This is a genomic window from Pseudomonas sp. ZS1P83 (assembly GCF_054897825.1).
This window is the reverse complement of sequence record NZ_CM142706.1, coordinates 3,572,905-3,598,573: the sequence shown is the minus strand read 5'-3', so window position 1 is coordinate 3,598,573 and position 25,669 is coordinate 3,572,905. Positions and strand designations below refer to the sequence as shown.

Genomic DNA, 25,669 nt, shown 5'->3' with positions numbered 1-25,669 from the left:
TTTTTTGAGGCAACAAACGTTCTAGCTTGGATAAAGCCTGCTTCATGGCTGACACAGGTAGGGCAATGACGATTTCTCGACGATGGTTCATGGCAGGCCTGGCGCTGACCGGCGCCGCCGTGCCTGCAGCTTTTTATGGGCATCGTGAATGGACGAAACCGGATCCGACGATCAGCCCCGGCGAAGCTTCGTTCGATGTCGCGGATGTCGCCGGCCAGCACCTGGCGAACACCCTTCGCGGTGTCTGGCAGATTCGTTTCGAAGGTCGTGATGCCGGCATCGAAGGCCTGCCACGGGACGGGCTGGAAGTGTTTCTCGACATCGGTCACAAAGGTCGCGGCTTGAACGGGTTCCTCGACACCGCTGCACGTTTGCGTTCGAGCGATGCGCCGCGTTATCGGGTGCTCGGCGACCTGGCCGGCGCCAACTCGGCGCAATTGAGCTGGCGACTGCTCAGCGCCAGCGGCTCAGCGGATTATGAATTCAGCATGGCGCTGGACGAGGTCTGGGCCGGTTTCGGCAACGCCGGCAGCAGCACCCTCAGCGGTCGGGTGTTGAATCTGGACCGTCCGTTGATGTTGACCGCGCAGGACAATCGCTTCATTGCCATCAAGCGCGTGTTCCCCGAAGCCCGCGAGCGAACCGGTCTCAACCCGACGCTGCTGGCCTGGCTGATTTCGCCCGAGCATCGACTGTTTCATCAGCTCTGGCATGCCTCCCGGGACAAATGGCACACGCTGTCCGAAGACAAGCGCGCAGCCCTGCGCGGCATTGGTTGGCAGCCTGGCCCGCGAGACAAGGAGCGTGATGCCCGTGGCGCGCGCAAGGATCGCAACGGCTCGGGTGTGGATTTCTTCTTCATGCACCGGCACATGCTCGGCAGGGCGCGCTCCCTGCAGGACTTGCCGTCCTGGTCGCACTTCCCATTGCCACAGCCGGAGCTGGCGCGGGATCGGCTCGGGTTTGCCGATTATTTCGACAACCACGACGGCACCGCGCTGCCGCCTACCTGGCTGGCCGACGACGATGCCGAGTACTCGCAATGGGTCAGCGACATCAAGACCGCCGAGACCTACCACAGCAATTTCCAGGTCTGGGAGTCGCAGTACCGCGATCCGCGTTATCTGTCGACATTGACCCTGGGTCAGTTCGGTTCAGAGGTGGAATTGGGGCTGCACGACTGGCTGCACATGCGTTGGGCCTCGGTGCCGCGCGATCCATCCAATGGCCAGCCCGTGCCATTTGCCCGGGATCGGGCGGATTTTTCCGCGCGCTGGTATGCGCCGGAAAACGACTTCCTCGGCGATCCGTTTTCGTCCCACGTAAACCCGGTGTTCTGGCACTTCCATGGCTGGATCGACGATCGTCTGGAAGACTGGTTCCGCGCGCATGAGCGCTTTCATCCGGGGGAGGTCAGTCGGCTTGAGGTGAAGGGCGTGCCCTGGTTTGCGCCCGGCCGTTGGGTCGAGATCGACGACCCGTGGCTCGGCCCGAGCACCCATGGTTGCAGCACCACACCGGGGTTGCAGACTGGCAAGTCGGTTGAGATGGATCCGGAAACCATGAAGCTGGCGTTGCGGATTACCTTTGGTGATGACGAGAAGACATTGGCGGATTTGTTCCGCAAAGTGCCGCAACGGCCTTGGTATGCGCGGCATTTGAAGGCCAAACCGGTCGTCACATGATCGTTCCCACGCTCTGCGTGGGAATGCCTCAACGGACGCTCCGCGTTTGGCTCTCGATGGGACGCAGAGCGTCCCGGGCTGCATTCCCACGCGGAGCGTGGGAACGATCAATTACAAAACATGCCACCCGCCACCCAGCGCCTTGTACAACGCAATACTCGCCTGCAACCGCGACAACCGCAGCTGCACATTCAAATCCTGCGCTGCATATAGCGTGCGCTGTGTCTCCAGCACCGTCAGCAAATCCTCGGCACCGGCCTGATAACGGCTTTGCGCAATGTTGAATGCCGTCTGCGCCTGGTTCAGTTCTTCACTTTGCCACTGCCGCTGCTCGTCCAGTCCGCGAATGCTGTTGAGGGCTTTTTCCACATCGGCGAACCCATTGATGATCGCCCCGCGATACGTCTCCAGCAGTTCTTCCTGGCGGGCCGTGGCCTTGTCGCGTTTGGCACTCAGGCGACCGTTGTTGAAGACCGGCGCGAGCAATCCAGCGGTCAGGTTGTAGAACGGGCTGCGCAGGATGTCGGCGGCGCGGTCGGCACCGGAGCCGATGTCTGCGCTCAGGGTCACGGCTGGCAGCATGGCGGCGCGGGCGACGGTGACGTCGGCTTGTGCGGCGGCCAGTTGTGCTTCGGCGCGGGCGATGTCCGGTCGACGGCTGATCAGTTCACTGGGCACACCGGCCGCGATGGTTGGCCATGACAGTTGATCAAAGCGTTCCTGACCCAAAGATAATTCCTGTACCGGCCGGCCGAGCAGGGCGGCAAGACTGATCTGCGCATCCTGAGCCTGTTGCTGCACCAGCGGAAATTGCCGTTGTTGCGCAGCGACCAGACTTTTCTGTTGCGCCAGTTCCAACGCTGTCGCCGAGCCCGAGTCGAAACGCGTCTGCACCCGTTGCAAAACGTTCTTCGCGTTCGCCAGGTTCAGCTCGGCAATGCGACTTTGCTCGTGCAAAGACAGGGTTTGCGCGTAGCCGTTGGCGACGCCGCTGAGCAGCGTCAACTCCACCGTCGCCTGATCGAACTCGCTGGCCTGCAGCCCGAATTGCGCACTGGCGCGGGAAGCGCGTTGCCCGCCCCAGAAGTCGATTTCGTAACTGGCGCTGAGGTTGGCGTCGAAGTAATCCACCGCCTTGTTGCTGCTGTCGGCATCCAGTTGGCTGTAGCCGTTACCGCGCAGCAACTTCTGGCGGTTGGCGTTCAGGGCGGCCGTGACCTCAGGCAGTAGCGTGCCGCCGGCAACCACCATGTCGGCCTGAGCCTGGCGCACCCGGGCGATGGCGGCAGCCAAATCGTAACTGCCGACCCGGGCCTGTTCGATCAGGCGATCAAGCTCGGGGCTGCCAAACTGCGTCCACCATTGCAGGTTGTTGCGCGTGGCGCTTTCAGTGTGTGGCGATTGCCAGGAGGAGGGCGGCAAGACTCCGCTGTCCGGGCGTTGCGCAGGGCTACCACAGGCGCTTAGCAACAGGCAGAGGGTCAGCAAACTCAGTTGCGGCTTCATGGAGAGATCATTCACTGGTAAGGGCCGTGACCGGGTCGAGTCGGGCAGCTTTGCGGGCCGGCATGAAGCCGAAGACAACACCGGTGACCAGGGCGCAGCCGAAGGCGCCGAGCACCGCTATCAAGGAGAACGCGACAGCGACTTCGCTGAGGATCAGCACGCCGCCGACGATCAGCGCCAGGGCGATCCCGGCGAGCCCGCCGACCACCGAAAGCATCACCGCTTCGGTGAGGAACTGGCGCAGGATGTCGCGTTGGCGGGCGCCGGTGGCCATGCGGATGCCGATCTCGCGGGTGCGTTCGCGCACGGTCATGAGCATGATGTTCATCACGCCAATCCCGCCCACCAGCAACGAAATTGCGGCAATCGAACCGAGCATCAGCGACAGGGTATTTTGCGTGCGTGCCTCGGCTTGAATCATTGCCGCGTTGTTGGTCAGTTCGAAATCCTTTTTGCCGTTGTGCAGTCGCAGCATCAATTGTTTGATGGCTTTTTCGGTCTCCTTGACCTTGCGTGCATCGGTAGCGGCGATGGCCACGTATTCGGGATTGTGGGTGCCGAACAGCCGCACACTCGCAGCGGAATACGGAATGGCAATGCGGTCGTCGCTGTCGGAGTCGCCGGAGCTGGCGCCTTTTTCGGCCAGTACGCCGACCACCTGGAACGGCACGTTCTCGATCAGGATGTACTGGCCGATCGGGTTGGCGACGTCCTTGAGCAACTTGGTCCGCACCTTATGCCCGATCACCGCGACCGCCGCCGCATTACGTTCATCGTCTTGAGTGAAATAGCTGCCTTCCACCACCGGCCAGTTGAAGATGGTCGGGAAGTTGGTGTCGTTGCCGCCGACGTAACTCAAGTGGTCGAGGTTGCCGAAACGCACCCCGGCCTCTTGGCCATTGACCGGCATGATCCGCATCACCTGCGGCAGGCTCGCCACCGCTGCGACGTCATCCAGGCTGACGATGCCCAGCGGTGTTCGCGGGTTTGGCGACGAGCCGCTGAGGTAAATGATGTTGGAACCGAACGCGCCCATTTGCGCCATCACCTGGCGCTTGCTGCCTTCACCCACCGCCAGCATCACCACCACCGACGCGACGCCGATGATGATGCCGAGCAGCGTCAGCGCGGTGCGAAAGCGGTTGATCCACATCACCCGCCACGCGGCTTGCACCGCATCGACCAATTCGCCTTTCCAGGCACCGGTGGCGTCGGCGCCTTCGGTGAGGCGCTTGCGCAAGTCCACCGCTTGCAACGCACCGGGATCGGCCGACGTCTGTGCGTAGGGGTTGTCACGGGCGCTGTCGCTGATGATCAGCCCGTCGCGAATTTCGATGATGCGTTTGGCCCGCGCTGCCACTTCGCGGTCGTGGGTGATGAGGATCACCACGTGGCCTTGGCTCGCCAGTTCGTCGAGCAGGGTCATGACCTCAGCGCCGCTGTGGCTGTCGAGGGCGCCGGTGGGTTCGTCGGCGAGGATGATGTGGCCGCCGTTCATCAAGGCGCGGGCGATCGACACCCGTTGTTGCTGGCCGCCGGAGAGCTGGTGCGGACGATTACCGGTGCGTGAAGCCAGGCCGAGACGGTCGAGCAGGGCGGCAGCGCGGGCGTGGCGTTCGGCGGCCGGAGTGCCGGCGTAGATGGCCGGCATCTCGACGTTTTCCTGGGCCGAACCGGACGGGATCAGGTGATAACCCTGAAAGACAAAGCCAAAGGCTTCGCGACGCAGCCAGGCCAGCTGGTCGCTGTCGAGTGCCGCCACGTTTTCCCCGGCGAAGCGGTATTCGCCCGAGGTTGGACGGTCGAGGCAGCCGAGGATGTTCATCAGCGTCGACTTGCCGGAGCCGGAAGCGCCGACGATCGCCACGAATTCCCCGGCATGAATCGACAGGTCTATACCGCGCAACACGTGAACTTCAGGTGAGTCGCCGCCGCCATAGGCTTTGCGGATGTCTTGCAGGTCGATCAGGGGCGTCAGCATTCAGCCGCCACTCCCGTCGGCCGGGCCGATCAACAGGTGATCGCCTTCCTGCAAGCCGTCGAGGATCTGCACCCGCAGGCGATCGCTGATGCCGATGCGAACGTCGCGCTGCTCGATGCGGCCATTTTTGGCGACAACCTGTGCGGTCTGATTGTCGGTTTGAGCGCCGGCTTGCAGGGCCGCGATGGGCGCGGTGAGGACGTTTTTCGCCTGCTCGGCGACGAAGAATACTTGCGTGGTCATTTCCGCCATCAGCGCGTTGTCGGCGTTGTCGACGTCCAGCAGTACGGTGTACAGCACCACGCGAGCGCTGCCGCTTTTGCTCGAACTGGCGGGGCTGCCGCCGCCCTGGCTGGTCTGGTCCAGCGGCTTGGGCGGCACCGGCAGAATCTGCCGCACGGTGCTGTTCCAGCGACGGTTGCCGCCGCTGAGGGTGGTGAACCAGACGGTCATGCCGGGTTTGACGTGACCGATGTCCGCTTCCGACACCTCTGCCCAGACGGTCATCGGCGACAACCTGGCGATGCGCAGAATCAGTGGCGTCTGCTGCTGTGCGTTGAGGGTCTGGCCGACCCGGGCGTCGAGTGCGACGACGGTTCCGCTCATGGGCGCATAAATTCGGGTGTAACCCAGTTCCGCCTGATCGCTGCGCAGGCTGGCCTGGGCCTGGCGGATCTGCGCCTGGAACATGTCGATACGGGCCTGGGTGGCGCGCAGTTCGGCCTCGGCAGTCTGCACATCTTCTTCACGGGTGGCGCCACCGGCCTTGAGGTTCTGCTGACGCTGGAATTTCTGTCGGGCGAGGTCGTGCTGCGCCCGTTGTTCCAGGAGCTGTGCCTTGAGATTTTCGATGGAGAAACGCCCGGCGTCGAGTTTGGCCTGCTGTGTGGAGGGATCGATTTCCACCAGCAACTGGCCTTCCTCGACGGTGTCACCGACTTCCACGTGGATCTTGTGGATCTGCCCGGACGCCTGGGCACCCACGTCGACATAGCGTCGAGGTTGCAGAGTGCCCAGCGCGGTGACGCTGCTTTCGATGTCGGCGCGGGTGACCTGAACGGTGGCGAACTGGTCGCGGCCGGGCGGGATGATCTGCCAGGTGGCCACGGCCATAACGGGGATCAGACATAGTGCTACAAGCAGGGCGCGTCGGGTCTGTCGGGGACGTTTCATGCAGGGTTCCGGCCAATGAATATCGGCCCGTCGTTCAAAACCGTTGAATAGGGACGGGGAGCTGTCCTGTAAACGAGGAAAGTGGCAGGAAATTTAGGCGACGACACAAGCCCGCTCCCACAGGTTCAAGACTATTTGTCGAGCAAGGTGAAGCAACACTTTAAATCTATATGAGAATTACTATAAATTACGCACCTCGAACTGCCACTATCGTGCCACTGCCTATTTCGGCGGTCGTCGATCTGGCTCAAGGACAGAAACCGCACCCCTGCGGCCGGGAGTCATGTTGGAAAACTACTATCGCGAGCTGGTGTGTTTTTTGAACGCCAAGCTGGGCAACCGTCAGGTGGCCGAAGATGTGGTGCATGACGCTTATCTGCGGGTACTGGAGCGTTCCAGCGACACGCCGATCGAGCAGCCTCGGGCGTTCCTGTATCGCACCGCGCTCAATCTGGTGATCGACGACCATCGGCGCAATGCCCTGCGTCAGGTCGAATCCCTGGAAGTGCTCGACAACGAAGAACGCTACTTCACGCCATCCCCCCATCACAGCCTCGATCACGGTCAACGACTGGAGATGCTCCAGCGTGCATTGGCGGAATTGCCACGGTTGTGCCGCGAGAGTTTTCTGCTGCGCAAGATCGATGGCTTGTCGCACCCGGAGATCGCCGAACACCTGGGCATTTCCCGGGCCCTGGTGGAGAAACACATCGTCAATGCGATGAAGCATTGCCGTGTGCGGATGCGCCAATGGGATGCCCATTGATCCGTCCTGCTTCGTAAACAAACAGTATTAAATTTTATTTCATTGTCCTCGTTCCCTATCAACAGACGACCTGCTGTCCTGCTCAAGGCCGGCCAGGTCACTTAGGCTTACTCCCCGATGCTCGGGGGTTCATCCAGAGGACACTGGAAATGACACAGGCAATTGCATCGCCCATCGTTCACGACCTGATCGGCGTCGGCTTCGGCCCTTCGAACCTGGCGCTGGCCATCGCGTTGCAAGAGCGCGGGCCGAGTCAGGGCGAGCTGGATGTTCTGTTTCTCGACAAGCAGGCCGACTACCGCTGGCACGGCAACACCCTGGTGACCCAGAGCGAGTTGCAGATTTCCTTCCTCAAGGACCTGGTGACCCTGCGCAATCCGACCAGCCCTTACTCGTTCGTCAATTACCTCAAGCACCACGGCCGTCTGGTGGACTTCATCAACCTCGGCACCTTCTATCCGTGCCGTATGGAGTACAACGATTACCTGCGTTGGGTCGCCGGGCAATTCACCGAGCAAAGCCGTTACGGCGAAGAAGTGCTGACCATCGAGCCGGTGCTGCACAACCAGCAGGTCGAAGCACTGCGGGTGATCTCGCGCGATACCCAAGGTCATCAGCACGTTCGCACCACCCGTTCGGTGGTGGTCAGCGCCGGCGGTACACCGCGCATTCCCGAAGCATTCAAGGCGCTCAAGGGTGACAGCCGAGTATTCCACCACTCCCAGTACCTGGCGCAGATGGCCAAGCAACCGTGCGTGAACAACCAGCCGATGAGCATCGCGATCATCGGCGGTGGGCAGAGCGCGGCGGAGGCCTTTATCGATCTGAACGACAGCTTCCCGTCGGTGCAGGTGGACATGATCCTGCGTGGCTCGGCCCTGAAGCCGGCGGACGATAGCCCCTTCGTCAACGAAGTATTCTCGCCGGAGTTCACTGACCTGGTGTTCCAGCAGGCGAGCAGCGAGCGCGAGCGACTGGTCAACGAGTACCACAACACCAACTATTCGGTGGTGGACATCGACCTGATCGAACGCATCTACGGCATCTTCTATCGTCAGAAAGTGTCGGGCATCGCGCGCCATGCGTTCCGCACCCTGACCACGATCGAAAAAGCCACCGCCACCGAGCGCGGTATCGAGTTGGCAGTACGCAACAACGCCACGGGTGAAGTCAGGGTCCGTCATTACGACGCCGTGGTGTTGGCCACCGGTTACGAGCGCCAGATGCACCGCAAACTGCTGGCGCCGCTGGAGCAGTACCTGGGTGATTTCGACGTCGATCGCAACTACAAACTGATCACTGACGAGCGCTGCAAGGCTGGCATTTATATGCAGGGCTTCTGTCAGGCCAGCCACGGCTTGAGCGACACCTTGCTGTCGATCCTGCCGATCCGCGCCGATGAGATTGCCGGCTCGTTGTATGACCATGGCAAGGCACGTGGGCAGGGTCGGTCGGTGATGGATTTGTTGTTGGCGACTGCCAGCTGACCCCTCACCCTGATCGTTCCCACGCAGAGCGTGGGAACGATCATCCTGAACCCTTCCTGAAGAATCCTCCGATTCCCCCTGCACACGCCCAAGCATCGTTTACTCTCCAGAAATCGGGGCGTAAGCTTCGCGCGTTTTCAATCAATAGTGGAGACCCACAGTGGGTACTTGTTCGAGTGACAGTAGTCGGCCGGTTTCGATAACCGGCACCTTCCCGGCAAGATAACGCGCCATTTCTCGTGCCGTTGTCTTGCCGAAAAGCGAGCAGCGGCATCCCGAACACGGCCAGTTCTGGCCCGATTCCCGACGTCCTCTCATCGACGCTGAACCGTGCGTGATGTTCGACTTTTTCGTCGTCATCGCGGCGTATCGACACGCCTGCTCGAAGGTTTCCTGGCCGACCCTGGGGGAATTGCCATGAACCTGACCCTGCTCAAAGAATTCTTCGCCGGATTCCTGCGCACCCGCCACATCGCCCGACACTTCCGTCGACTGGCGCTGCTGGAAAACTTCACCGCCACCACGGTCAGCCGCGAGGTGCCGCCCACCCTGGCGCAAACCCTGGTGAGCGCCGCCAACAGCGACACCGGCCAACTGCTGGACAATCTCGGCAGCCACACCGATGGCTTGAGCGAACTCGAAGCCGATGCACTGCGCGTGCAATACGGCCTCAATGAAGTCGAGCACGAACAGCCTCTGCCGTGGTGGATTCACCTGTGGCACTGCTACAAAAACCCGTTCAACCTGTTGCTGACATTGCTCGCGATGATCTCCTGGCTGACCGAAGACATGAAAGCCGCCATCGTGATTTTCTCCATGGTGGTGCTCTCGACCTTGCTGCGCTTCTGGCAGGAAACCAAATCCAACCAGGCCGCCGACGCCCTCAAGGCAATGGTGAGCAACACCGCCACGGTGCTGCGTCGGGACGCGGCACGTACCGAGTTGCCAATCAAGCAGTTAGTACCGGGCGATCTGATCGTATTGTCGGCCGGCGATATGATCCCCGCCGATTGCCGGGTGCTCGGCGCCAAGGACTTGTTCGTCAGCCAGGCCGCGATGACCGGCGAATCGATGCCGGTGGAAAAATTCCCCCGTCAACAGGACAGCGACACCCGCAACCCGCTGGACCTCGACAACATTCTGTTCATGGGCACCAACGTGGTGTCCGGCACGGCCATGGCGGTGATTCTCACCACCGGCAACAACACCTATTTCGGTGCCCTGGCCCAGCGGGTCGGCGCTACGGATCGCGCACCCACCTCATTCCAGACCGGCGTCAACAAAGTCAGCTGGCTGTTGATCCGCTTTATGTTCGTGATGGCGCCGCTGGTGTTGTTCATCAATGGCTTCACCAAGGGCGACTGGACCGAAGCGCTGCTGTTCGCGCTGTCAATTGCCGTGGGCCTGACCCCGGAAATGCTGCCGATGATCGTCACCTCGACCCTGGCCAAAGGCGCGGTGTTCCTGTCGCGCAAAAAAGTCATCGTCAAACGCCTCGACGCGATCCAGAACTTCGGCGCCATGGACGTGCTCTGCACCGACAAGACCGGCACGCTGACTCAAGACAAGATCTTCCTGGCGTGCAATGTCGATGTCTGGGGCAACGACTCCGATGACGTACTGGAAATGGCCTACCTCAACAGCTACTACCAGACCGGCCTGAAAAACCTGCTGGACGTAGCGGTGCTGGAACACGTGGAAATCCACCGTGAACTGAAAGTCGGCACGGCATATCGCAAGGTCGACGAGATCCCGTTCGACTTCACTCGCCGGCGAATGTCAGTGGTGGTCGCCGAGCGAGATCATTCGCACCTGCTGATCTGCAAGGGCGCGGTGGAAGAAGTGCTGGCGGTCTGCACGCGGGTGCGTCACGGCGAGGTCGATGAAGCACTGAGTGATGAACTGTTGGCGCGGATTCTTCAGGTCGCGGCCACGTTCAATGCCGAGGGCTTGCGAGTGGTGGCGGTTGCCGCGCGGCCGATGATTGAAGGGCGCGAAACGTACAGCCTGGCCGATGAACAGGCGCTGACGCTGATCGGTTACGTGGCCTTCCTCGATCCACCCAAAGAAAGCACCGCGCCAGCCCTCAAAGCGCTGGCCGCCCACGGCGTCGCGGTGAAAGTGCTGACCGGCGACAACGAACGGGTGACCGCGAAAATTTGCCGCGAAGTCGGTCTGGAGCAGCAAGGTCTGCTGATGGGTAACGACATCGAACGCATGAGCGACGCCGAACTGGCGGTGGCGGTGGAGACCACCAATGTCTTCGCCAAGCTCACCCCGTCGCACAAGGAACGCATCGTCCGTCTGCTCAAGGGCAACGGTCATGTCGTCGGCTTCATGGGCGACGGCATCAACGACGCGCCAGCCCTGCGTACCGCCGATATCGGTATTTCGGTGGACAGCGCCGTGGACATCGCCAAGGAAGCGGCGGACATCATCCTGCTGGAGAAAAGCCTGATGGTGCTGGAGGAGGGCGTATTGGAAGGGCGCCGGACCTTCGCCAACATGCTCAAGTACATCAAAATGACCGCCAGTTCGAATTTCGGCAACGTGTTTTCAGTGCTGGTGGCCAGCGCGTTCATTCCGTTCCTGCCGATGCTGCCGATGCACCTGCTGGTGCAGAACCTGCTTTATGACATTTCGCAGATCGCCATCCCGTTCGATAACGTCGATGAAGAAATGCTCAGCAAACCCCAGCGCTGGCAACCGGCGGACGTCGGTCGTTTCATGCTGTTTTTCGGACCGATCAGCTCGATCTTCGACATCACCACTTTTGTCCTGATGTGGTACGTGTTTGACGCCAATACCCCGGATCACCAGACCCTGTTCCAGTCCGGCTGGTTCGTGGTCGGCCTGCTGACCCAGACCCTGATCGTGCACATGATCCGCACGCCGAAAATTCCGCTCCTGCAAAGCCGCGCGGCGATGCCACTGATGGTGATGACTGGAGTCATCATGGCCGTGGGCATCTTCCTGCCGATGGGACCACTGGCGCACTACTTCAAATTGCAGGCGCTGCCGTCGCTGTATTTTGTGTTTTTGCCAGTGATTTTACTGGCGTACATGGCACTGACCCAGGCAGTGAAAGGCTTCTACATTCGCCGGTTTGGCTGGCAGTAAAGCGTGCACATTTAGGAAAGGTCCTACAGAAAACTCGACAGGTCTTCCGTAGCCTGCGCCCTCACGAATCCGACACCCTCCTGGGGGCCCCTGTTGTCGAACAAAGCCTTACGCATCCTGATCGCCGACGAACTGCATTTTCACCGCATGAAGGTTGAGCGACTGTTCAATCAACTTGACTACTACCGGATAGCACCGGTGCCCAGCCTGGAAGAGCTATTGGCCCTGGTCGAATACGGTTGCGAGCCATTTGATCTGGTGGTCATCAATGCATCGCTGGCGGGTGGAGCGTTGAACCTGCTCGATTTCTTCCTCGATAACCAACAGGTTCATCACGCCTTGATCTACGACGGCCAGCAGGCGCAGTTGCCGCCCATTCCTGCCTGCGTTCAACAGACTGTTCAGGTGAGCCATGCGACGTTGCCTGATCAGGCGTCCATCCAGCGGCTGATGGCGATCATCGATCCTCGTCTCCCGTTCGTCGGCACTGTCATTTCTGTCAGGTAGTTGCGTCCGGATTTTCATGCAAAAGTCTTTGCGCAGCCGGTGCGTTTAACCGGGCCGGGCTCATGGGCATTGAGCGCTCAATCGTCGTGTTTTTTGCACAGGAAGTTGCCATGAAGTCAGTGCCGTCAGTACTGGTTGGAGACGATCATCCGGTGGTCCGTGCCGCGGTCAAAATGGTATTGAAAGAAGAAGGCTTCAAACAAATATACGAAGCGTCCAGCGGGAACGAGGTTTTATCGATTGTCCGGGAGCATTCACCCGATCTGGTGGTGCTGGATCTGGTGATGCCCGGTGGCGACGGGCTGGATGTGCTGGCGCGGATCCAGGCCAGTCAGGTGCCGTGCCGAGTGCTGGTCTTCACGTCGCAGGAGCCTATGTTTTATCAGGATCGGTGCATGCGCGCCGGTGCCGCGGCCTATGTCACCAAGACCAACACGTTGCAGCATTTGCACAAAGCGGTTCACGCCGTGATGGCCGGTTATACCTATTTCGCCCAGCTTCCCTGCGCGTCGGTGTCGCTGAGCAAGTTGCAACTCAGCGAAAAACAGATGATCGACACACTCTCCGACCGCGAACTGGCGATCTTTCAGCATCTGGCTCGAGGCATGAGCAACAAGGTGATCGCCGACATCATGCACCTGAGCCACAAGACCGTCAGTACCTACAAGACCCGTTTGATTGAAAAACTCAACGTGGAAGCGTCGGTGCACCTGAGGGATTTTGCCAAGCGTAATCATCTGATCTGAGTGAGCCTGATCATGCGCAATTGTTTGTGGGCTTTGTTGCTGTTCTGTGTACTGGGAGCACCGGTTGCGGAAGCTGACGAGCCACAGCTTTTGCATTTGCTGGGGCGTTCCTCGGTGGAGGGCTATCAGGTCCAACTGAATGAAAAGGACTGGCAGTGGCTGCGCGACAAGCGAGTCTTGCGCCTCGGGGTGTCGGGGCCGGACTATCCGCCGTTCGAGATCACGCGCAACGTTGATGAGCTGGAAGGCATCACCGCAGACTATGCCGCGCTGGTGGCGCAACTGCTGCACGTCAAAATCGAGGTGCTTCGTTACCGCACACGCGAAGCGGCCATGAATGCGCTCAAACACGATGATCTGGACCTGCTCGGCACGTCCAACAACTTCGAGGCGGCCGATCCCGAGCTGACCCGTTCCAGTGCTTATGCTGAAGATCAGCCTATTCTGGTGAGCCGAGTGGACGAGCAAATGCCCGTCGATCTGGCGGGTAAGCGCATCGCCATGGTCGATGACTATCTGCCGTCGCAGACCGTCGAAGCCTTCTATCCCGAGGCAAGCCTGCAACGTTATGCCTCGGTGGTCGATGCGCTTGGGGCGGTGGCGTATGGGCAGGATGACGTGTACCTCGGTGACCTCATCAGCGCCAATTACCTGGTCAACTACAACAACCTCAATAACGTTCATCTGGTGGGGCCGTCCGGACTCGACGCTAACCCCTTCGGTTTCGCATTGGCTGGGGGCAATGTGCGTTTGAAAAGCATTGTCGACAAGGCCCTGACGGCGATCCCCATGGATCAACGCTCGGCCATCGAGCATCGCTGGAGCGCGGGCAAGGCCAAAATGATGGGTCAGCAGCGCGTGAGTCTGAGCGCGAGTGAAAAGCGCTGGCTGGATCAGCACCCGACGGTAAATGTCGGCGTGGTCGAGAATTTTGCACCGTTGACGTTTTACGACGCCGAGGGACAGTTCAGCGGGTTGACGGCGCAATTGCTGACGCTGATCAGCCAGCGCAGCGGCTTGAACTTCAACGTGCTGCGGGGGCATTCCCTGGACCAGCAAATCCAGCAACTCAAGGCTGGCGAGATCGACGTGTTGCCCGCCCTCATCCCCACGACTGAAGGCGTCGCCGAGCTGCGTTTTACCAGCCCTTACGTGACGAATCCGTACACGTTGGTCAGTGCAATCAGCCCCGGTAGCCCAAGGACGCTGGACGATCTGGCGGGCAAACGCCTGGCGATTTACCACAGCCATCCGATGCGCTCATTCATTCAGGCAAAGGCGCCGGATGTGCAGATGGTGGATGTCGAAAACCCGGCCCAAGGTCTGGAGTTGGTCATGAAGGGGCAGGCCGATGCCGCGCTCAGTTCATTGTTCATGACCCGTTACCTGATTGCCCGGTATTACCGCGAGCGCCTGCGGATCAGCAGCACCGTGGGCGATGAACCGGCGCGCATCGCCCTGGCCATCGGCCGTGATGCGCCGCAGTTGCAGTCGATTCTAAACAAGGCGTTGCTGAGCATTTCGCCCCAGGAGATGGACGAGCTGGTCGCCCGTTGGAGCAATGATGTGGTGGTGGATGACAGCTATTGGCTGCGTCATCGCGGAGGGATTTTTCAGGCATTTGCTGCGGCGGGCGTCTTGTTGTTGCTCGCACTTGCCTGGATTGCCTGGCAGCGTCGGCAGATCCGTCAGCGCCAACAACTGCTCGGGCAATTGCAAGACGCCAAGAACGCTGCCGATGATGCCAATCGCGCCAAAACCACGTTTTTGGCGACCATGAGCCATGAAATCCGCACGCCGATGAATGCCCTGATCGGCATGCTGGAAATCGCCGAGAAGCGCGCAGAAGAGGGTGTCGCCGACCGTTTCGCCCTTGACGTGGCGTCCAATGCCGCGCAGCAATTGCTGGCGTTGATCGGCGACATCCTGGACATTGCCCGCATTGAATCCGGGCATTTGTCGCTGACACCTGAACGGGCCAATCTACGGACGCTGGTGGCGTCGGTGTGTCGGGTTTTTGAGGGGCTGGCACGGCAGAAAACGCTGGGATGGCGAGTCGAACTGGACGAGCGTAGCGACCGCGACGTGTTGATCGATCCCACGCGATTCAAGCAAGTACTGTCCAATCTGCTGAGCAACGCCATCAAGTTCACCCCTGCCGGTGAGGTGAGCCTGACGCTGCGGGTGGCGTCTGGTTTGCCGGGGCATCTGGCGGTCAGCGTGCACATTGAGGACAGCGGCATTGGCATCAGCACCGCCGACCAGCAGCGGCTGTTTAGCCCGTTCGTCCAGGCCCGGAACTCCCGACAATCTGGCCGGAGCGGGTCTGGGTTGGGGCTGGTGATCAGTCGCACCCTGTGCGAAATGATGGGGGGGCGGTTGCAACTCGACAGCGTGGTCGGACGGGGCACGCAAATCGACGTCAGCCTTGATCTGCTCGCGTTGCAAGCGTTGCCCGCAAGCGAACAGGTCGATAGTGAATGGCAGACAAGCACGCGAACACTGAATATTCTGGTGGTCGACGATTACGCGCTCAATCGACTGTTGATGTCATGGCAACTGAGTGATCTAGGGCACAACGTTCTGGAGGCAGAGGATGGCGAATGCGGACTTGAGCGGTGGCGCGAAAATGAACTCGATCTGGTCATCACCGACTGCAATATGCCAATGGTCAGTGGTTATGAGCTGGCAGGTGCGATTCGCGATGAAGAGCGCGCCCATGGATTACCGCCGACGCTGATTCTGGGATTTACCGCCAATGCACAACCCGAGGAGAAGGTGCGCTGCCTTGAAGCGGGCATGGATGACTGCCTGTTCAAACCGATCCGGCTGGCAGATTTGCGTACCTGGTTGGCGTCCCGATTTGTGAGTGAGCCGCCAGCGCCGGTTGAAGAGCAATCACCGTCCGAGATCGACTTGACCGGCCTGGAGCTATACGTCGGTGAGGACCGGACGCTGATCAATCATTTGTTGCGCGAACTGGCCGAGACCAACCGCTACGATCGCGATGATCTGCTTGCAGCGCACGTCAGTGGCAATTGCCACCGCCTGGAAGACTTGGCGCACCGTATCAAAGGTAGTGCGCGCATGGTCCGTGCAGAACGTTTGATCGAGTGTTGCGAACATCTGGAAACTGCCTGCGCCGAGGGGCGCGCGGCGTTGATCGACGAGGCCGTCGATCAATTGCAGCACGCCATGGCACGCCTGGATCAGAGCCTCAAGCGAGACTGAAGCTTAATCCCAGTATGGCGCGATGCCTTGGGGGCTGGTCAGTCGATGGCCGCGATCAAGACCCGCGATCAGCGCCATGTCGGCGTTGCTCAACGTTCTCCAACCACATCCCGGACTACCGCAACTTGATGACCAGCTACAACACGCTGACCAACAGCAAGTAATGTTGGATTGATGTATAGAAAAGGGCCTCTTTCGAGGCCCTTTTTTGTTTTTCAAAGCTATAACGCCACAAGGGAAATGTGTGCGATCTTCCGTTCCTTGGCCTTCGCTGGAGTTGCTTGATGCTGTCACTGCTCACCGATCACCCGCTGTTCTGCGCGATGACTTTGATCCTTATCGATCTTGGGCTTTGGCGCCTACTCAGTGCCAATGGCAGCCATTGGAAACTGTTCGTGCGGCTGGTGATTTTCTCGTTGTTCAGTGTCCTGCTGTTCAACGAAGGCATGAACCCCATGGAGACAGCGCCCTGGGCCGACAACGTCCCGCTGCACCTGGCGGCCACCGGTTTGCAGATCGGCTGGTGGCTGTTCGGCGCACGAACCCTGACAGTGCTGATCGGCGCGGTGATGATGCAACGGGTCGGGCACACCGGGCGCTTGCTGCAAGATTTGCTCGGCGCGGTGATTTTCCTGATTGCAATCATCGCCGCCCTGGCGTATGTACTCGATCTGCCGGTCAAGGGCGTGCTGGCGACCTCCGGGGCGTTGGCGATCATCGTCGGCCTGGCCTTGCAAAGTACCCTCAGCGACGTGTTCTCCGGGATCGTCTTGAATACCACCAAACCCTATCAACTGGATGACTGGATCTCCATCGACGGCACCGAAGGTCGAGTCACCGATATCGACTGGCGCGCGACGCGCCTGCAAACGGCCCAGGGCAGCATGGCGGTGATCCCCAACTCCCTGGCGGCCAAGGCCAAGATCATCAACTTCAGCCGGCCCAGTGATATTTTCGGCGTATCTATGAGCTTGCAACTGAGTCCGCACGCTCGTCCGCAAACGGTGATCGACGCGCTGGAACGGGCGATGCAAGGATGCCGCTATCTGTTGAACAAACCGGCGCCGAGCGTAGCGTTGAAGGGCTCCAGCGCCACCGGCGTGGAATACGAAATCAGCGGTTTCGTGGTCTCAATGGACCAGAAACGCATGGTCCGTAATCTGCTGTTCGACCTGGCGTTCCGGCACTTGCAGGCCAGTGGTGTCAGCCTGTTGTCGAACGTCGAACCTAATGCACCTGCCAACCTGTCACGGCCACGGGCACTGCTGGACGCGTCGAACATTTTCTCGACCCTGCGTCAGGAAGAGAAAGAAACTTTCAGCCAGAACATGACACTGCAAACCTTCCGCGCCGGTGAAATGATCCTGCCGGCGGGGGAGGTCAGCGACCATTTGTTCATCATTGAATCCGGCGTCGTGTCGGTGGAGCTGAGCCGAGGCGGGGTCAAGTTCGAAACCGGGCGCATGGGGCCGGGAGAGGTGATCGGCGAGGGCGGGATTTTGTCGGATACGGCGTTGCCGGCGGACTTCAGCGCCAAGACGGTCTGCAGCTTGTACCGGATCGAGAAGGAATACCTCCAACCGTGTCTGGACGCGCGGCATGACATTAGCGAAGCGATGAAGACTTTGCTGGATTTCCGCTTGAACAAGGCCCAGAGGTTGACTCAAGAAGTGCCTAAGGTTGTGCAGAAGAAGGGATTTTTGCAGTGGCTGCGCAATCGAGCGTAGGGGCTCGAAGGTCACGGGCGCCCAACGGGGCAGGCGATCAACAGCAAGGCTAGATAAGCCAGGGTTTGTCGACGCGTCAGCGGTTTTTTGTGCACCGACTGCTGCGCTGCGATCCGGGTGCGGTCATGTCCGTGAATCTGGGAGAGCAGAAAGGCTTCACGCGCCTGTTCCGGCATTTCCCACAACAAGGACTCCAAGTGCCAACGTGATTCGGAATTCGGCGAAGTAGCCGGTGGCAAAGGCATTTCGGATGAGGACGACATGGCAATTACCCATGTGGATTATTTTCAAGCCCCCCCATTGGCATCCTCAACTTCCCAATAATTGGCTATTTGCTGCAGGTCAGTGCGCAATTAACGTAGCCCCACACCCTTTGTGACTGGATCCCACCATGCAACCGCGTATCGATTTCTACACTGCTTCCCCTGACGCACTCAAAGCCATGATCGCTCTGGAAACCGCTGTGTCGAAGCTGCCTTTGGAAAAGACGCTGATCGAACTGGTCAAGCTGCGCGCCTCGCAGATCAATGGCTGCGCCTTCTGCGTCGACATGCACACCGACGATGCCCGCAAGGGTGGCGAAACCGAACGTCGGCTGTACGCGGTATCGGTCTGGCGTGAAACGCCGTTCTTCACGCCCCGCGAACGTGCGGCGCTGGCCTGGACCGAATCCTTGACGCTGCTGAGCCAGACCCATGCCCCGGACGAAGACTACGAACTGGTCACGGCCCAGTTCACTCCCAAAGAAATGGTCGACCTGAGCGTGGCGATTTCCACCATCAACAGCTGGAACCGCCTGGCGGTAGGCTTCCGCAAAATGCCTCAGGAGTAACACTAACGGCTGTAGGTCAGCAGCCAGAGCTGATGCAGGCTGGCGGTGACGCCCACGTCACCGCTTTGGCCGAACGCGGCGAAGTTGTTGCCGACTTGGGACAGCCACTGATTCAGCGCTTCGTTGGTGCTGTTAAGGTTTCCGCCAGGCGGGTGAAGTGCAGGTTGGTGCGGTCGGCAATCCCGCGCCAGCCAAGGGCGAAGTTGCGATCTTTCAAGGCGCGCAGATCGACGATCGGATTGGTGAATGATCACCCGTTGCCCCGGCGTCATCCTCGCCAGTTGATCTTCCTTGAAGTTCGCGTCGACCCACAGCCCGAACGCTAGCAGTTCAGCCTGGGCCCGGGCACTGAGGGCCTGGCCGGTCGTCAGTTGCTTATTTGAGCCAGGCGCCAGGGGTGATGCCGGTCATGTCCTTGAAGAAGGCGATGAACGCGCTGTCACTGGCAAACCCCAGGTCGAAGGCGCTATAGCCAATGTTCCGCCCGGTAGCGAGCAGTTCGATGGCGCGCATCAGCCGCCATTGCTGGCGCCATTGCTGATAGCCCATGCCGGTTTCACGCTGGAAGATTCGCCCGATGGTTCGGCCACTGGCTCCGATCTGTTGTTCCAGGGCTTGAAGTTCCGGTGGCAGTTGCTCGAGCATTGCGAGCAGCGGCGCCAGGCGTTTGTCCCAGGGCAATGGCAGTAGCATCGGTTGCGGCACGGCATCGCGGATTTCGCTCAAGCACAGACCCAACAGATTAATGAATTTACCCTGCTGCCAATCGGTGTCGAATTCAGCAACGGCTATGGGTTCCAACACCGCCCGCAGCAACGGGCTGACTTCAATCACACAGACCTGTTGCGGCAGCTCGGCGCACAACGACGGTGTCAGGTAAATCGAGCGATAGTCGACGATCTGCTGCATCACCGCGCGGTGGGCAACCCCAGGCGGAATCCACGCGGCGCGAGAGGGGGGCAGCAGGCACAACTGCTGCGCAAGGGTAATGCGGGTGCAACCCTGACGGGTGAACAGCAACTGTCCGCGTTCATGCTGATGCAGTCCGGAATCGTGATCGCCCAAGATTGCGGCGATGCCGATGACCGACGCCGGGTGGCTATCGGGATCGAATTGCGCGTGGGCATCGAGCCAGGCCATGGATTTGTCCGATTTCAACGATTAATTGGCAGGGTTTGGATAATACGCCAGTCACGGCTTCTTAAACTGCTCGCCAGTTTTTCCTGGAAGAGTGAAGTCGTGATGAACTCCAAAAGCCTGTTGGTATTGGCGATTGCCTTGCTGATGTTTCCGCAGATCGCCCAAACTCTTTACAGCCCGGCGCTGGGAGACATTGGCCGTGCCTTTGCCGTCGGGCCGCAAGAGGCGGCGCAAACCCTGTCTGTGTATTTTCTGACTTTCGCATTGGGCGTGGTGGTGTGGGGCCGGATGTGCGACCGGATCGGACGTCGACCTTCGATGCTCGCCGGCCTGGCGTTGTACGCCGGTGCCTCGATGCTGGCGCTGAATGCGGGCACCTTCGATGCCCTTTTGATGGCTCAGGCGCTGGCCGCGTTTGGTGCGGCGGTCGGCTCGGTCGTGACGCAAACCGTGCTGCGCGACCGTTTCAAGGGTGCGGAACTGGCGCAGGTGTTTTCGGTGATGGGAATCGCGCTGGCGCTCAGCCCGGCGATTGGCTTGTTCACCGGGGCGAGCCTGGTGCAAGGCTTCGGCTATCGCGGCGTGTTGGGATGCCTCCTGCTGCTGTCCTTGGTGTTGTGGCTGTGGTGCCTGCGGACCTTACCGGAAACCCGTCCACTGAATCTGACCACGCCTGCTCTGTTCGAGACGTTGTGGAAAATGCTCCAGGACCGCGATATCTGGCGTTCCACGCTCTTGGTGGCGTTATTCAATATTGCCCTGTTCAGCTATTACAGCCTCGGTCCCTTCATGTTTCAGCGATTGGATTTGAGTGCGCAGTTGTTCGGTTACAGCGGGATAATCCTGGCCTTGGGCTCCGGCCTCGGCGCCTGGCTCAACAAACGCCTGCTGCATCGAGGGCTCAATGGTTTGCAGTTGATCCGGCTGGCGGCGGTGTTGGCGTTGGCGGGCGGTGGCGGCGTTTGGCTGATGCAGGGCCGCGGTCTGTTTGTGCTGCCGATGATGCTGGTGGTGCTGGCGTTCGGCATGGCGATCCCGAATATCCTTGGCTCGGCACTGGCGAACTATGGTGATCGACTGGGCACGGCTGGCGCGTTGTTTGGATTGCTGTATTACCTGCTGATTGGTTTTGGGTTGCAACTTGCAGCCTGGGGGCAGGCGTTGGGTGAAACCTTGGTGGTGTGCGGCGCGTTGGCGTTGCTGCTGACAAGGATCAAGCAACGCCCTGTGGATCGATGAAATGATGATTCGCTGTTTCGCTCGCCGAGACCAGGGCGTAAGAAACATCCTGAAAAAATGCTTATGAACAAGGCCCTTTGCCGCCTGTGCTAGCTTTATTGGCAGGTTTGAAGCGTGCGCAAAACGGAAATTTTGCCAATGGCGGTTCAAATCGATTTTCAGGGACATCGAAAACCGAACTTGCAAGGATGCTCGATTATGCCGCTACAACGGCCCATTTCCTCCTTACCAGCCTATGACACCTTTGGGAATCCCTTCCAGGTGAAAGTCTGCGTCGTCCCAATGACAATAGCGTTAGCGAAACAATGGCACGAAAAGGTTCAGCCTCTCGTCAATAGCAATTACTCACATGATGGCGCAACGAACAGGAAAGTTCGTGCTGACGTTGGATGGCGCTGGCCAACGTATCTAAAACTTGTGGCGATCCATAACTACCTCACCAAATTGCCTGGTAATTCCTCCGAAAAAGGAAAGGCAATGTGTGTTGTCGTCTCGAAAGGTGAGCAAAAGTTTCCGATAGGAATGCTATCCATCGTTCCGAAATTGCATTGCAACGTCGAGGGAGCGGAACGGCAACGCGCTTTCACTTGGTACCTTTCCGACGCACCGTCAGAAGCTTATGAGCAGTTTTTGGAGCAGCCAGCGGTTCGTGGTGTTGCCAAGGCACTGATTGATTGCACGATTCAAGCTGCTTTGGACGAAGGCAATGACGGAGAAATGCTGTTGCATGCAGATCCCAAAGGAGGCAGGAAACTCATCGATTTTTACGAGGCTGGATGCAAAATACGCCGGCTCTCACCCAACAACGGCTGCGTCACGGTGGCATGGCGCAGGAGTCGCCCAGATGAATATTTCCACTTCAATGGGGCAGATGCTCAGGCATTTTCTTCTCGCTATGACACACGGCGATAGGCGGTCATGGTTCCACTCTGCGCTACGGACCACCGGGAGGTAGAGTAAATTTTATGAATGATGCCAGACCCCAACTTTCAAAGGCCGAGCTTGCCTACGCGCTTCGCGAGATGAAGGGGTTCAATGCCGATCTGGAAACGCAAACCGGTTACGAAGCATCCGCGGCGTTGCTCTCTGAAATAATGGCTGACCCCGTTCAGCGAGATCAGCTCGTTGCATTGCTGGAGCAATTTGATGAGTGCGGGGCGGAGCGATCGGATGTTAACTGGGTAAATGATGGTTCACCTTTTGACCTGTCCTCAAGATCATTGGTTCTGGATGATCTTTACTTTGATCTTCCAACGGGGGCTGAAGAGGCGGGTCTGATATCGGGCTCTTCTGTTGCTACTGTCAAGAATTTCCTGAGTAAGTACAAAGAGGAAATGTCCGCTTCCTATGGTTTTAGGTATGAGTCTCCCCCGTTGACTTGTGGCACCTATGTGGCAGTGGCCGAACCACGCTCGTATGAATGTCAGAGGTGTCCGGATCATATTTATTACGATGCCGAGGCTTGGAGCCAAGTGCTGATTTTAGCGAAACAGAAGTTGCAGGACGAGGCGACTCGCCGCACTTCATTTTTATCCCGGCTTGCCCAGGTTTTTAACAGGAATGAGCCGCCAGAGTGGGAAGTCGAAAAGTGCCCGATCGCCCGGGACTCTATTTTAGTTATCTTGCATCATGGCAATGATCACGCCTCTATCGGTTTTGTAGGCAGCGGTCAGAGTGCTTATGTCATGGTGTCGATCAACGATACTGCGTTGACAATGAATGAGTCTTTCCTAAATACCCAAAAGTTTGCGTCTCGTATCGCGGATTTTTTTACCGATGCTCCCAAGTCCGGCCACAAAGCCATCCACCATATGCTCAAAGCATTGTGACGTTGAGTTCTTCAATCCCCCGCGCTTCTACGAGGGATTGGTGAACTGTTTTTGAGCGGCCAACCTGGCACTGGCCACCGTTAACCCATCCTGGCCATCCCGACTGCCAACCCCGGCAAGCCACGCCTCCAGCATCGTCGGATGAGCCTTCAACCACGCCTTGACCGCCGCTCGCGGTTTCTGATGCTGATTCAACACCGAGGAGAACCCTGTTAGGCGCGTTGCAACCGCAAGCGCACGCGCTCCCTTTAACGGTTGACGCTCGGGAGTCAACAAAACTAACAAAAACGGAAATCGGAGACGGTCATTTCGGAAACCTCCCACACCCAGAATTTGAGCTTCCCGGTAGGGTCAACGGCCCCGGCACCCTGTCGGGCACCCCCAAGGAAGAACGAACCATGAACAGAAAGGCCGTTATCGTTTTCAGCGGCGGACAAGACTCAACCACCTGCTTGATCCATGCATTGCCGATGTACGATGAAATTCATTGCATCACGTTTGATTATGGCCAGCGCCATCGTGCGGAAATCGAGGTGGCACAACAGCTTTCAAAACAGCTTGGCGTGAAGGTACACAAAGTATTGGACACTTCATTGTTAAGCGAACTGGCCATTAGCAGCTTGACGCGTGACAACATTCCAATTGCAAGGAGCACGGGGAACGGCGTGCCTGATACGTTCGTGCCTGGCAGAAATATTCTGTTTTTAACCCTGGCTTCTATTTATGCCTATCAAGTAGGCGCTGAAGCTGTCATCACAGGTGTTTGTGAAACAGAGAGCTCTGGCTACCCTGATTGTGGGGATGAGTTTGTCAAGGTGTTGAACAGCGCCATTCACTTGGGCATGGACTATAAGGTACGAATCGAGACGCCGCTTATGCGGTTGAATAAGGCAGAGACTTGGGCTTTGGCTGATTACCATAAGCAACTGGATTTGATTCGTTACCATACATTGACTTGCTACAACGGGATAATGGGAAGTGGGTGTGGTGACTGTGATGCGTGTGCTCTTCGTGCAAAGGGATTGAGTGAGTTTCTGGGGGGCAGAGCGGAGATCTGGAACAGCCTAAAAATAAAACTAGCACTATAAAAGTCAATTTGCTGCTGGGGGAGTTGGCTATTGACGCTGACTCCCCCAGGCTTTATACGGATTGATCTACAGCTATATACCTTTTAAATAGTGATCTTGCTCCGTAGGCGGGTAGGATATTGAAAACGGCGAAACACATTTTTATGGCTATCTGGATATAGGCTATGTGTAGTATTTCGCTGTTTTGCATGGATCCATAAAACGCAATAAAGCAAAAAAGTAGGCTGTCGATTATCACTGCAAAGAATGTACTGAAAAATACTCGCAAAAAGAGAAATCTCGAGTTTGTAAGTTTTTTTATTTTACATAATAAATAAGAGTTTACGTACTCGGAAAAAAGAAAAGAGACGGAGGATGCCACTAATACGGATGAGACATGGTTAATGAGCTCGCCATAGGAAGTATCAAGCTTCCAACTAGGCAGTCCGGGAAGATAGCTAGTGGCGCTTAGCAGTGCAAATATAAAAGCATTACTTGCAAATGCAAACAAAATAGCTTTTCTTACAAGCCTAAATCCATAAAATTCATTCAATAGATCTACTATTAGAAAAGTTAATGGATACAGGAACACACCTGGGGTAACAACGACGTTAAATTGCTCCAAGTAAAACAGCTTCGCTGCTGCAAAATTTGTAAAGATGTATAGCGTAAAAAGTATTAGATTTAATACAACGAAAATAATCCACGCCCCTTCGTGGCGATCATTTATTTCGTATGCGGTCAATGCAGTGCCACGAGAATAGAACTTCCTATACACGCTTTTTATTTCTGCCTTGTTCAAGTTATCCAATATCTCGCTTTTTAATAGCTCGCTCAGCGTTATTTTTATGACTTTACCAGTGGAGAGAATCATTATTATCGCTAGGTTCTTATTGTTTTCGAACCCTAATAATTTGTATTTGCTGTTCTCGATCACGTAATTATTAACCATTAAATCTTTCCTCTACTATTTCTCCTACGACACAGAAAACATCAGAAATAGGAAGGTGGCCACTAATAATAAATAATTTTCTCGTGATTTTGTTGTACATCAATTTCTCTCTGTCGCTATTTAAAAGTCCCTTGTTTATTATCAACAGGTCTCCAGGTTCATTGGCTCCGCTGATTTCACTTTCAAGAAGTACTCCGATTAAGTTGCATGCCGCACCGAAGTAGTATGTCAAGGGATGAAGCGTCGCTAGCTCACCGATTCTTTTGTCCAGATTCTGAATAAGCAAGCTTTCTTTGATTATGGGGACTGCGGCTGGATTCATGTTTCCGTGAAGCGAAATACTACTTTCTATTATCTCTTTCTTCTCAAAGTCTACGCTCTCTATTTCTTTATATGAGACGCCGAAGAAATCAGAAATTTTGCGAATTGTGGACTGTTGAACATTTACAACCTTTCCCTCCAATATGTTGTATATCGTAGTTCTGGTTAAACCAATGGAGTTGCACAAAGATAGCTGCGTCTCTCCTCGACTTTTTATTAAGTATTTAATGTTGTTTTTTAAGTTTTCTGTTTTTTCTTTTCTGTGCATTGAAAAATTACCATTTGGTTGTTGCTGCAAAAAAATCTCCCGGTCTAAACAAAGTAGTCATGGTCATACTATTTTTGGGAGCCCTGCATCCC

The 25,669-nt window shown here is 57.6% G+C and carries 20 protein-coding genes and 3 pseudogenes; 14 read left to right on the top strand and 9 right to left on the bottom strand.

All coding sequences use genetic code 11. The annotated features are described in order from the left end of the window. Window positions 1-65: 65 nt before the first annotated feature. Window positions 66-1,685, top strand: coding sequence for a pyoverdine maturation tyrosinase PvdP (gene pvdP / locus ACYZT0_RS17270; protein WP_462042265.1), 1,620 nt, complete (start codon window positions 66-68; stop codon window positions 1,683-1,685). A gap of 111 nt (window positions 1,686-1,796) precedes the next feature. On the opposite strand, the gene ACYZT0_RS17265 is transcribed toward pvdP, so the two are convergent. The 3 genes from ACYZT0_RS17265 to ACYZT0_RS17255 are packed head-to-tail and all read right to left on the bottom strand — an operon-like array spanning window position 1,797 to window position 6,345. After that, complete coding sequence (locus ACYZT0_RS17265) at window positions 1,797-3,191, bottom strand: efflux transporter outer membrane subunit (RefSeq protein WP_462042264.1); 1,395 nt, start codon at window positions 3,189-3,191, stop codon at window positions 1,797-1,799. A 7-nt stretch (window positions 3,192-3,198) separates the two neighbouring features. Beyond that, complete coding sequence (locus ACYZT0_RS17260; RefSeq protein ID WP_462042263.1) at window positions 3,199-5,172, bottom strand: MacB family efflux pump subunit; 1,974 nt, start codon at window positions 5,170-5,172, stop codon at window positions 3,199-3,201. Further along, window positions 5,173-6,345 (bottom strand): efflux RND transporter periplasmic adaptor subunit, encoded by a 1,173-nt coding sequence (locus tag ACYZT0_RS17255; protein WP_462042262.1) that lies wholly within the window; start codon window positions 6,343-6,345, stop codon window positions 5,173-5,175. Window positions 6,346-6,628: 283 nt separating this feature from the next. Between ACYZT0_RS17255 and ACYZT0_RS17250 the strand changes: the two genes are divergently transcribed. The 6 genes from ACYZT0_RS17250 (at window position 6,629) to ACYZT0_RS17225 (ending at window position 16,202) form a co-directional block, all read left to right on the top strand. Next, window positions 6,629-7,111 carry a sigma-70 family RNA polymerase sigma factor gene (locus ACYZT0_RS17250; protein ID WP_033061135.1) on the top strand — a complete coding sequence of 161 codons (483 nt, stop codon included), beginning with the start codon at window positions 6,629-6,631 and terminating at the stop codon, window positions 7,109-7,111. 149 nt (window positions 7,112-7,260) lie between these two features. Then, window positions 7,261-8,598 carry a lysine N(6)-hydroxylase/L-ornithine N(5)-oxygenase family protein gene (locus tag ACYZT0_RS17245; RefSeq protein WP_462042261.1) on the top strand — a complete coding sequence of 446 codons (1,338 nt, stop codon included), beginning with the start codon at window positions 7,261-7,263 and terminating at the stop codon, window positions 8,596-8,598. Window positions 8,599-9,015: 417 nt separating this feature from the next. Next, window positions 9,016-11,718, top strand: a complete 2,703-nt coding sequence (gene mgtA / locus ACYZT0_RS17240; RefSeq protein ID WP_462046593.1) for a magnesium-translocating P-type ATPase — start codon at window positions 9,016-9,018, stop codon at window positions 11,716-11,718. 93 nt (window positions 11,719-11,811) lie between these two features. After that, entirely contained in the window at window positions 11,812-12,225 is a 414-nt protein-coding gene (locus ACYZT0_RS17235) for a response regulator (RefSeq protein ID WP_462042260.1), read from the top strand. A 110-nt stretch (window positions 12,226-12,335) separates the two neighbouring features. Further along, the gene (locus ACYZT0_RS17230) at window positions 12,336-12,971 is read left to right on the top strand and encodes a response regulator (RefSeq protein ID WP_462042259.1); all 636 of its coding nucleotides are present in this window, start codon (window positions 12,336-12,338) and stop codon (window positions 12,969-12,971) included. A gap of 12 nt (window positions 12,972-12,983) precedes the next feature. Then, window positions 12,984-16,202, top strand: a complete 3,219-nt coding sequence (locus ACYZT0_RS17225) for an ATP-binding protein (RefSeq protein ID WP_462042258.1) — start codon at window positions 12,984-12,986, stop codon at window positions 16,200-16,202. Between the two features lie 3 nt (window positions 16,203-16,205). On the opposite strand, the pseudogene dkgB reads toward ACYZT0_RS17225, so the two are convergent. Further along, window positions 16,206-16,298, bottom strand: a pseudogene (gene dkgB / locus ACYZT0_RS17220) (2,5-didehydrogluconate reductase DkgB); the annotation flags it as partial. Here dkgB and ACYZT0_RS17215 point away from each other — a divergent pair. Continuing rightward, window positions 16,298-16,366, top strand: a pseudogene (locus ACYZT0_RS17215) (hydrolase); the annotation flags it as partial. The pseudogenes dkgB and ACYZT0_RS17215 sit on opposite strands and share 1 nt — an antisense overlap. Window positions 16,367-16,486: 120 nt before the next feature. Then, the gene (locus ACYZT0_RS17210) at window positions 16,487-17,929 is read left to right on the top strand and encodes a mechanosensitive ion channel domain-containing protein (protein ID WP_462042257.1); all 1,443 of its coding nucleotides are present in this window, start codon (window positions 16,487-16,489) and stop codon (window positions 17,927-17,929) included. Window positions 17,930-17,940: 11 nt separating this feature from the next. Here the strand turns inward: ACYZT0_RS17210 and ACYZT0_RS17205 are convergent, their stop codons facing one another. After that, entirely contained in the window at window positions 17,941-18,192 is a 252-nt protein-coding gene (locus tag ACYZT0_RS17205) for a hypothetical protein (RefSeq protein ID WP_462042256.1), read from the bottom strand. A 128-nt stretch (window positions 18,193-18,320) separates the two neighbouring features. Here ACYZT0_RS17205 and ACYZT0_RS17200 point away from each other — a divergent pair, with 128 nt between their 5' ends. Continuing rightward, entirely contained in the window at window positions 18,321-18,761 is a 441-nt protein-coding gene (locus tag ACYZT0_RS17200; RefSeq protein ID WP_462042255.1) for a carboxymuconolactone decarboxylase family protein, read from the top strand. An 11-nt stretch (window positions 18,762-18,772) separates the two neighbouring features. Here ACYZT0_RS17200 and ACYZT0_RS17195 read toward each other — a convergent pair. Both ACYZT0_RS17195 and ACYZT0_RS17190 read right to left on the bottom strand, forming a co-directional pair. Next, window positions 18,773-18,936 (bottom strand): annotated as a pseudogene (locus ACYZT0_RS17195) (DHA2 family efflux MFS transporter permease subunit); the annotation flags it as partial. A gap of 200 nt (window positions 18,937-19,136) precedes the next feature. Further along, complete coding sequence (locus ACYZT0_RS17190) at window positions 19,137-19,901, bottom strand: AraC family transcriptional regulator (protein WP_462042254.1); 765 nt, start codon at window positions 19,899-19,901, stop codon at window positions 19,137-19,139. Window positions 19,902-20,003: 102 nt separating this feature from the next. Here ACYZT0_RS17190 and ACYZT0_RS17185 point away from each other — a divergent pair, with 102 nt between their 5' ends. From ACYZT0_RS17185 to queC, 4 genes are all read left to right on the top strand, one after another. Continuing rightward, entirely contained in the window at window positions 20,004-21,140 is a 1,137-nt protein-coding gene (locus tag ACYZT0_RS17185; RefSeq protein WP_462046591.1) for an MFS transporter, read from the top strand. A 114-nt stretch (window positions 21,141-21,254) separates the two neighbouring features. Continuing rightward, window positions 21,255-22,052, top strand: a complete 798-nt coding sequence (locus ACYZT0_RS17180; RefSeq protein ID WP_462042253.1) for a hypothetical protein — start codon at window positions 21,255-21,257, stop codon at window positions 22,050-22,052. 53 nt (window positions 22,053-22,105) lie between these two features. Continuing rightward, the gene (locus ACYZT0_RS17175; RefSeq protein WP_462042252.1) at window positions 22,106-22,969 is read left to right on the top strand and encodes a hypothetical protein; all 864 of its coding nucleotides are present in this window, start codon (window positions 22,106-22,108) and stop codon (window positions 22,967-22,969) included. Window positions 22,970-23,367: 398 nt separating this feature from the next. Next, window positions 23,368-24,057, top strand: coding sequence for a 7-cyano-7-deazaguanine synthase QueC (gene queC / locus ACYZT0_RS17170; RefSeq protein WP_462042251.1), 690 nt, complete (start codon window positions 23,368-23,370; stop codon window positions 24,055-24,057). A 52-nt stretch (window positions 24,058-24,109) separates the two neighbouring features. On the opposite strand, the gene ACYZT0_RS17165 is transcribed toward queC, so the two are convergent. Together ACYZT0_RS17165 and ACYZT0_RS17160 are read right to left on the bottom strand one after the other, a co-directional pair. Next, window positions 24,110-24,973, bottom strand: a complete 864-nt coding sequence (locus tag ACYZT0_RS17165; protein ID WP_462042250.1) for a queuosine precursor transporter — start codon at window positions 24,971-24,973, stop codon at window positions 24,110-24,112. A 7-nt stretch (window positions 24,974-24,980) separates the two neighbouring features. Then, window positions 24,981-25,577 (bottom strand): helix-turn-helix transcriptional regulator, encoded by a 597-nt coding sequence (locus tag ACYZT0_RS17160; protein ID WP_462046590.1) that lies wholly within the window; start codon window positions 25,575-25,577, stop codon window positions 24,981-24,983. Window positions 25,578-25,669 lie beyond the last annotated feature (92 nt).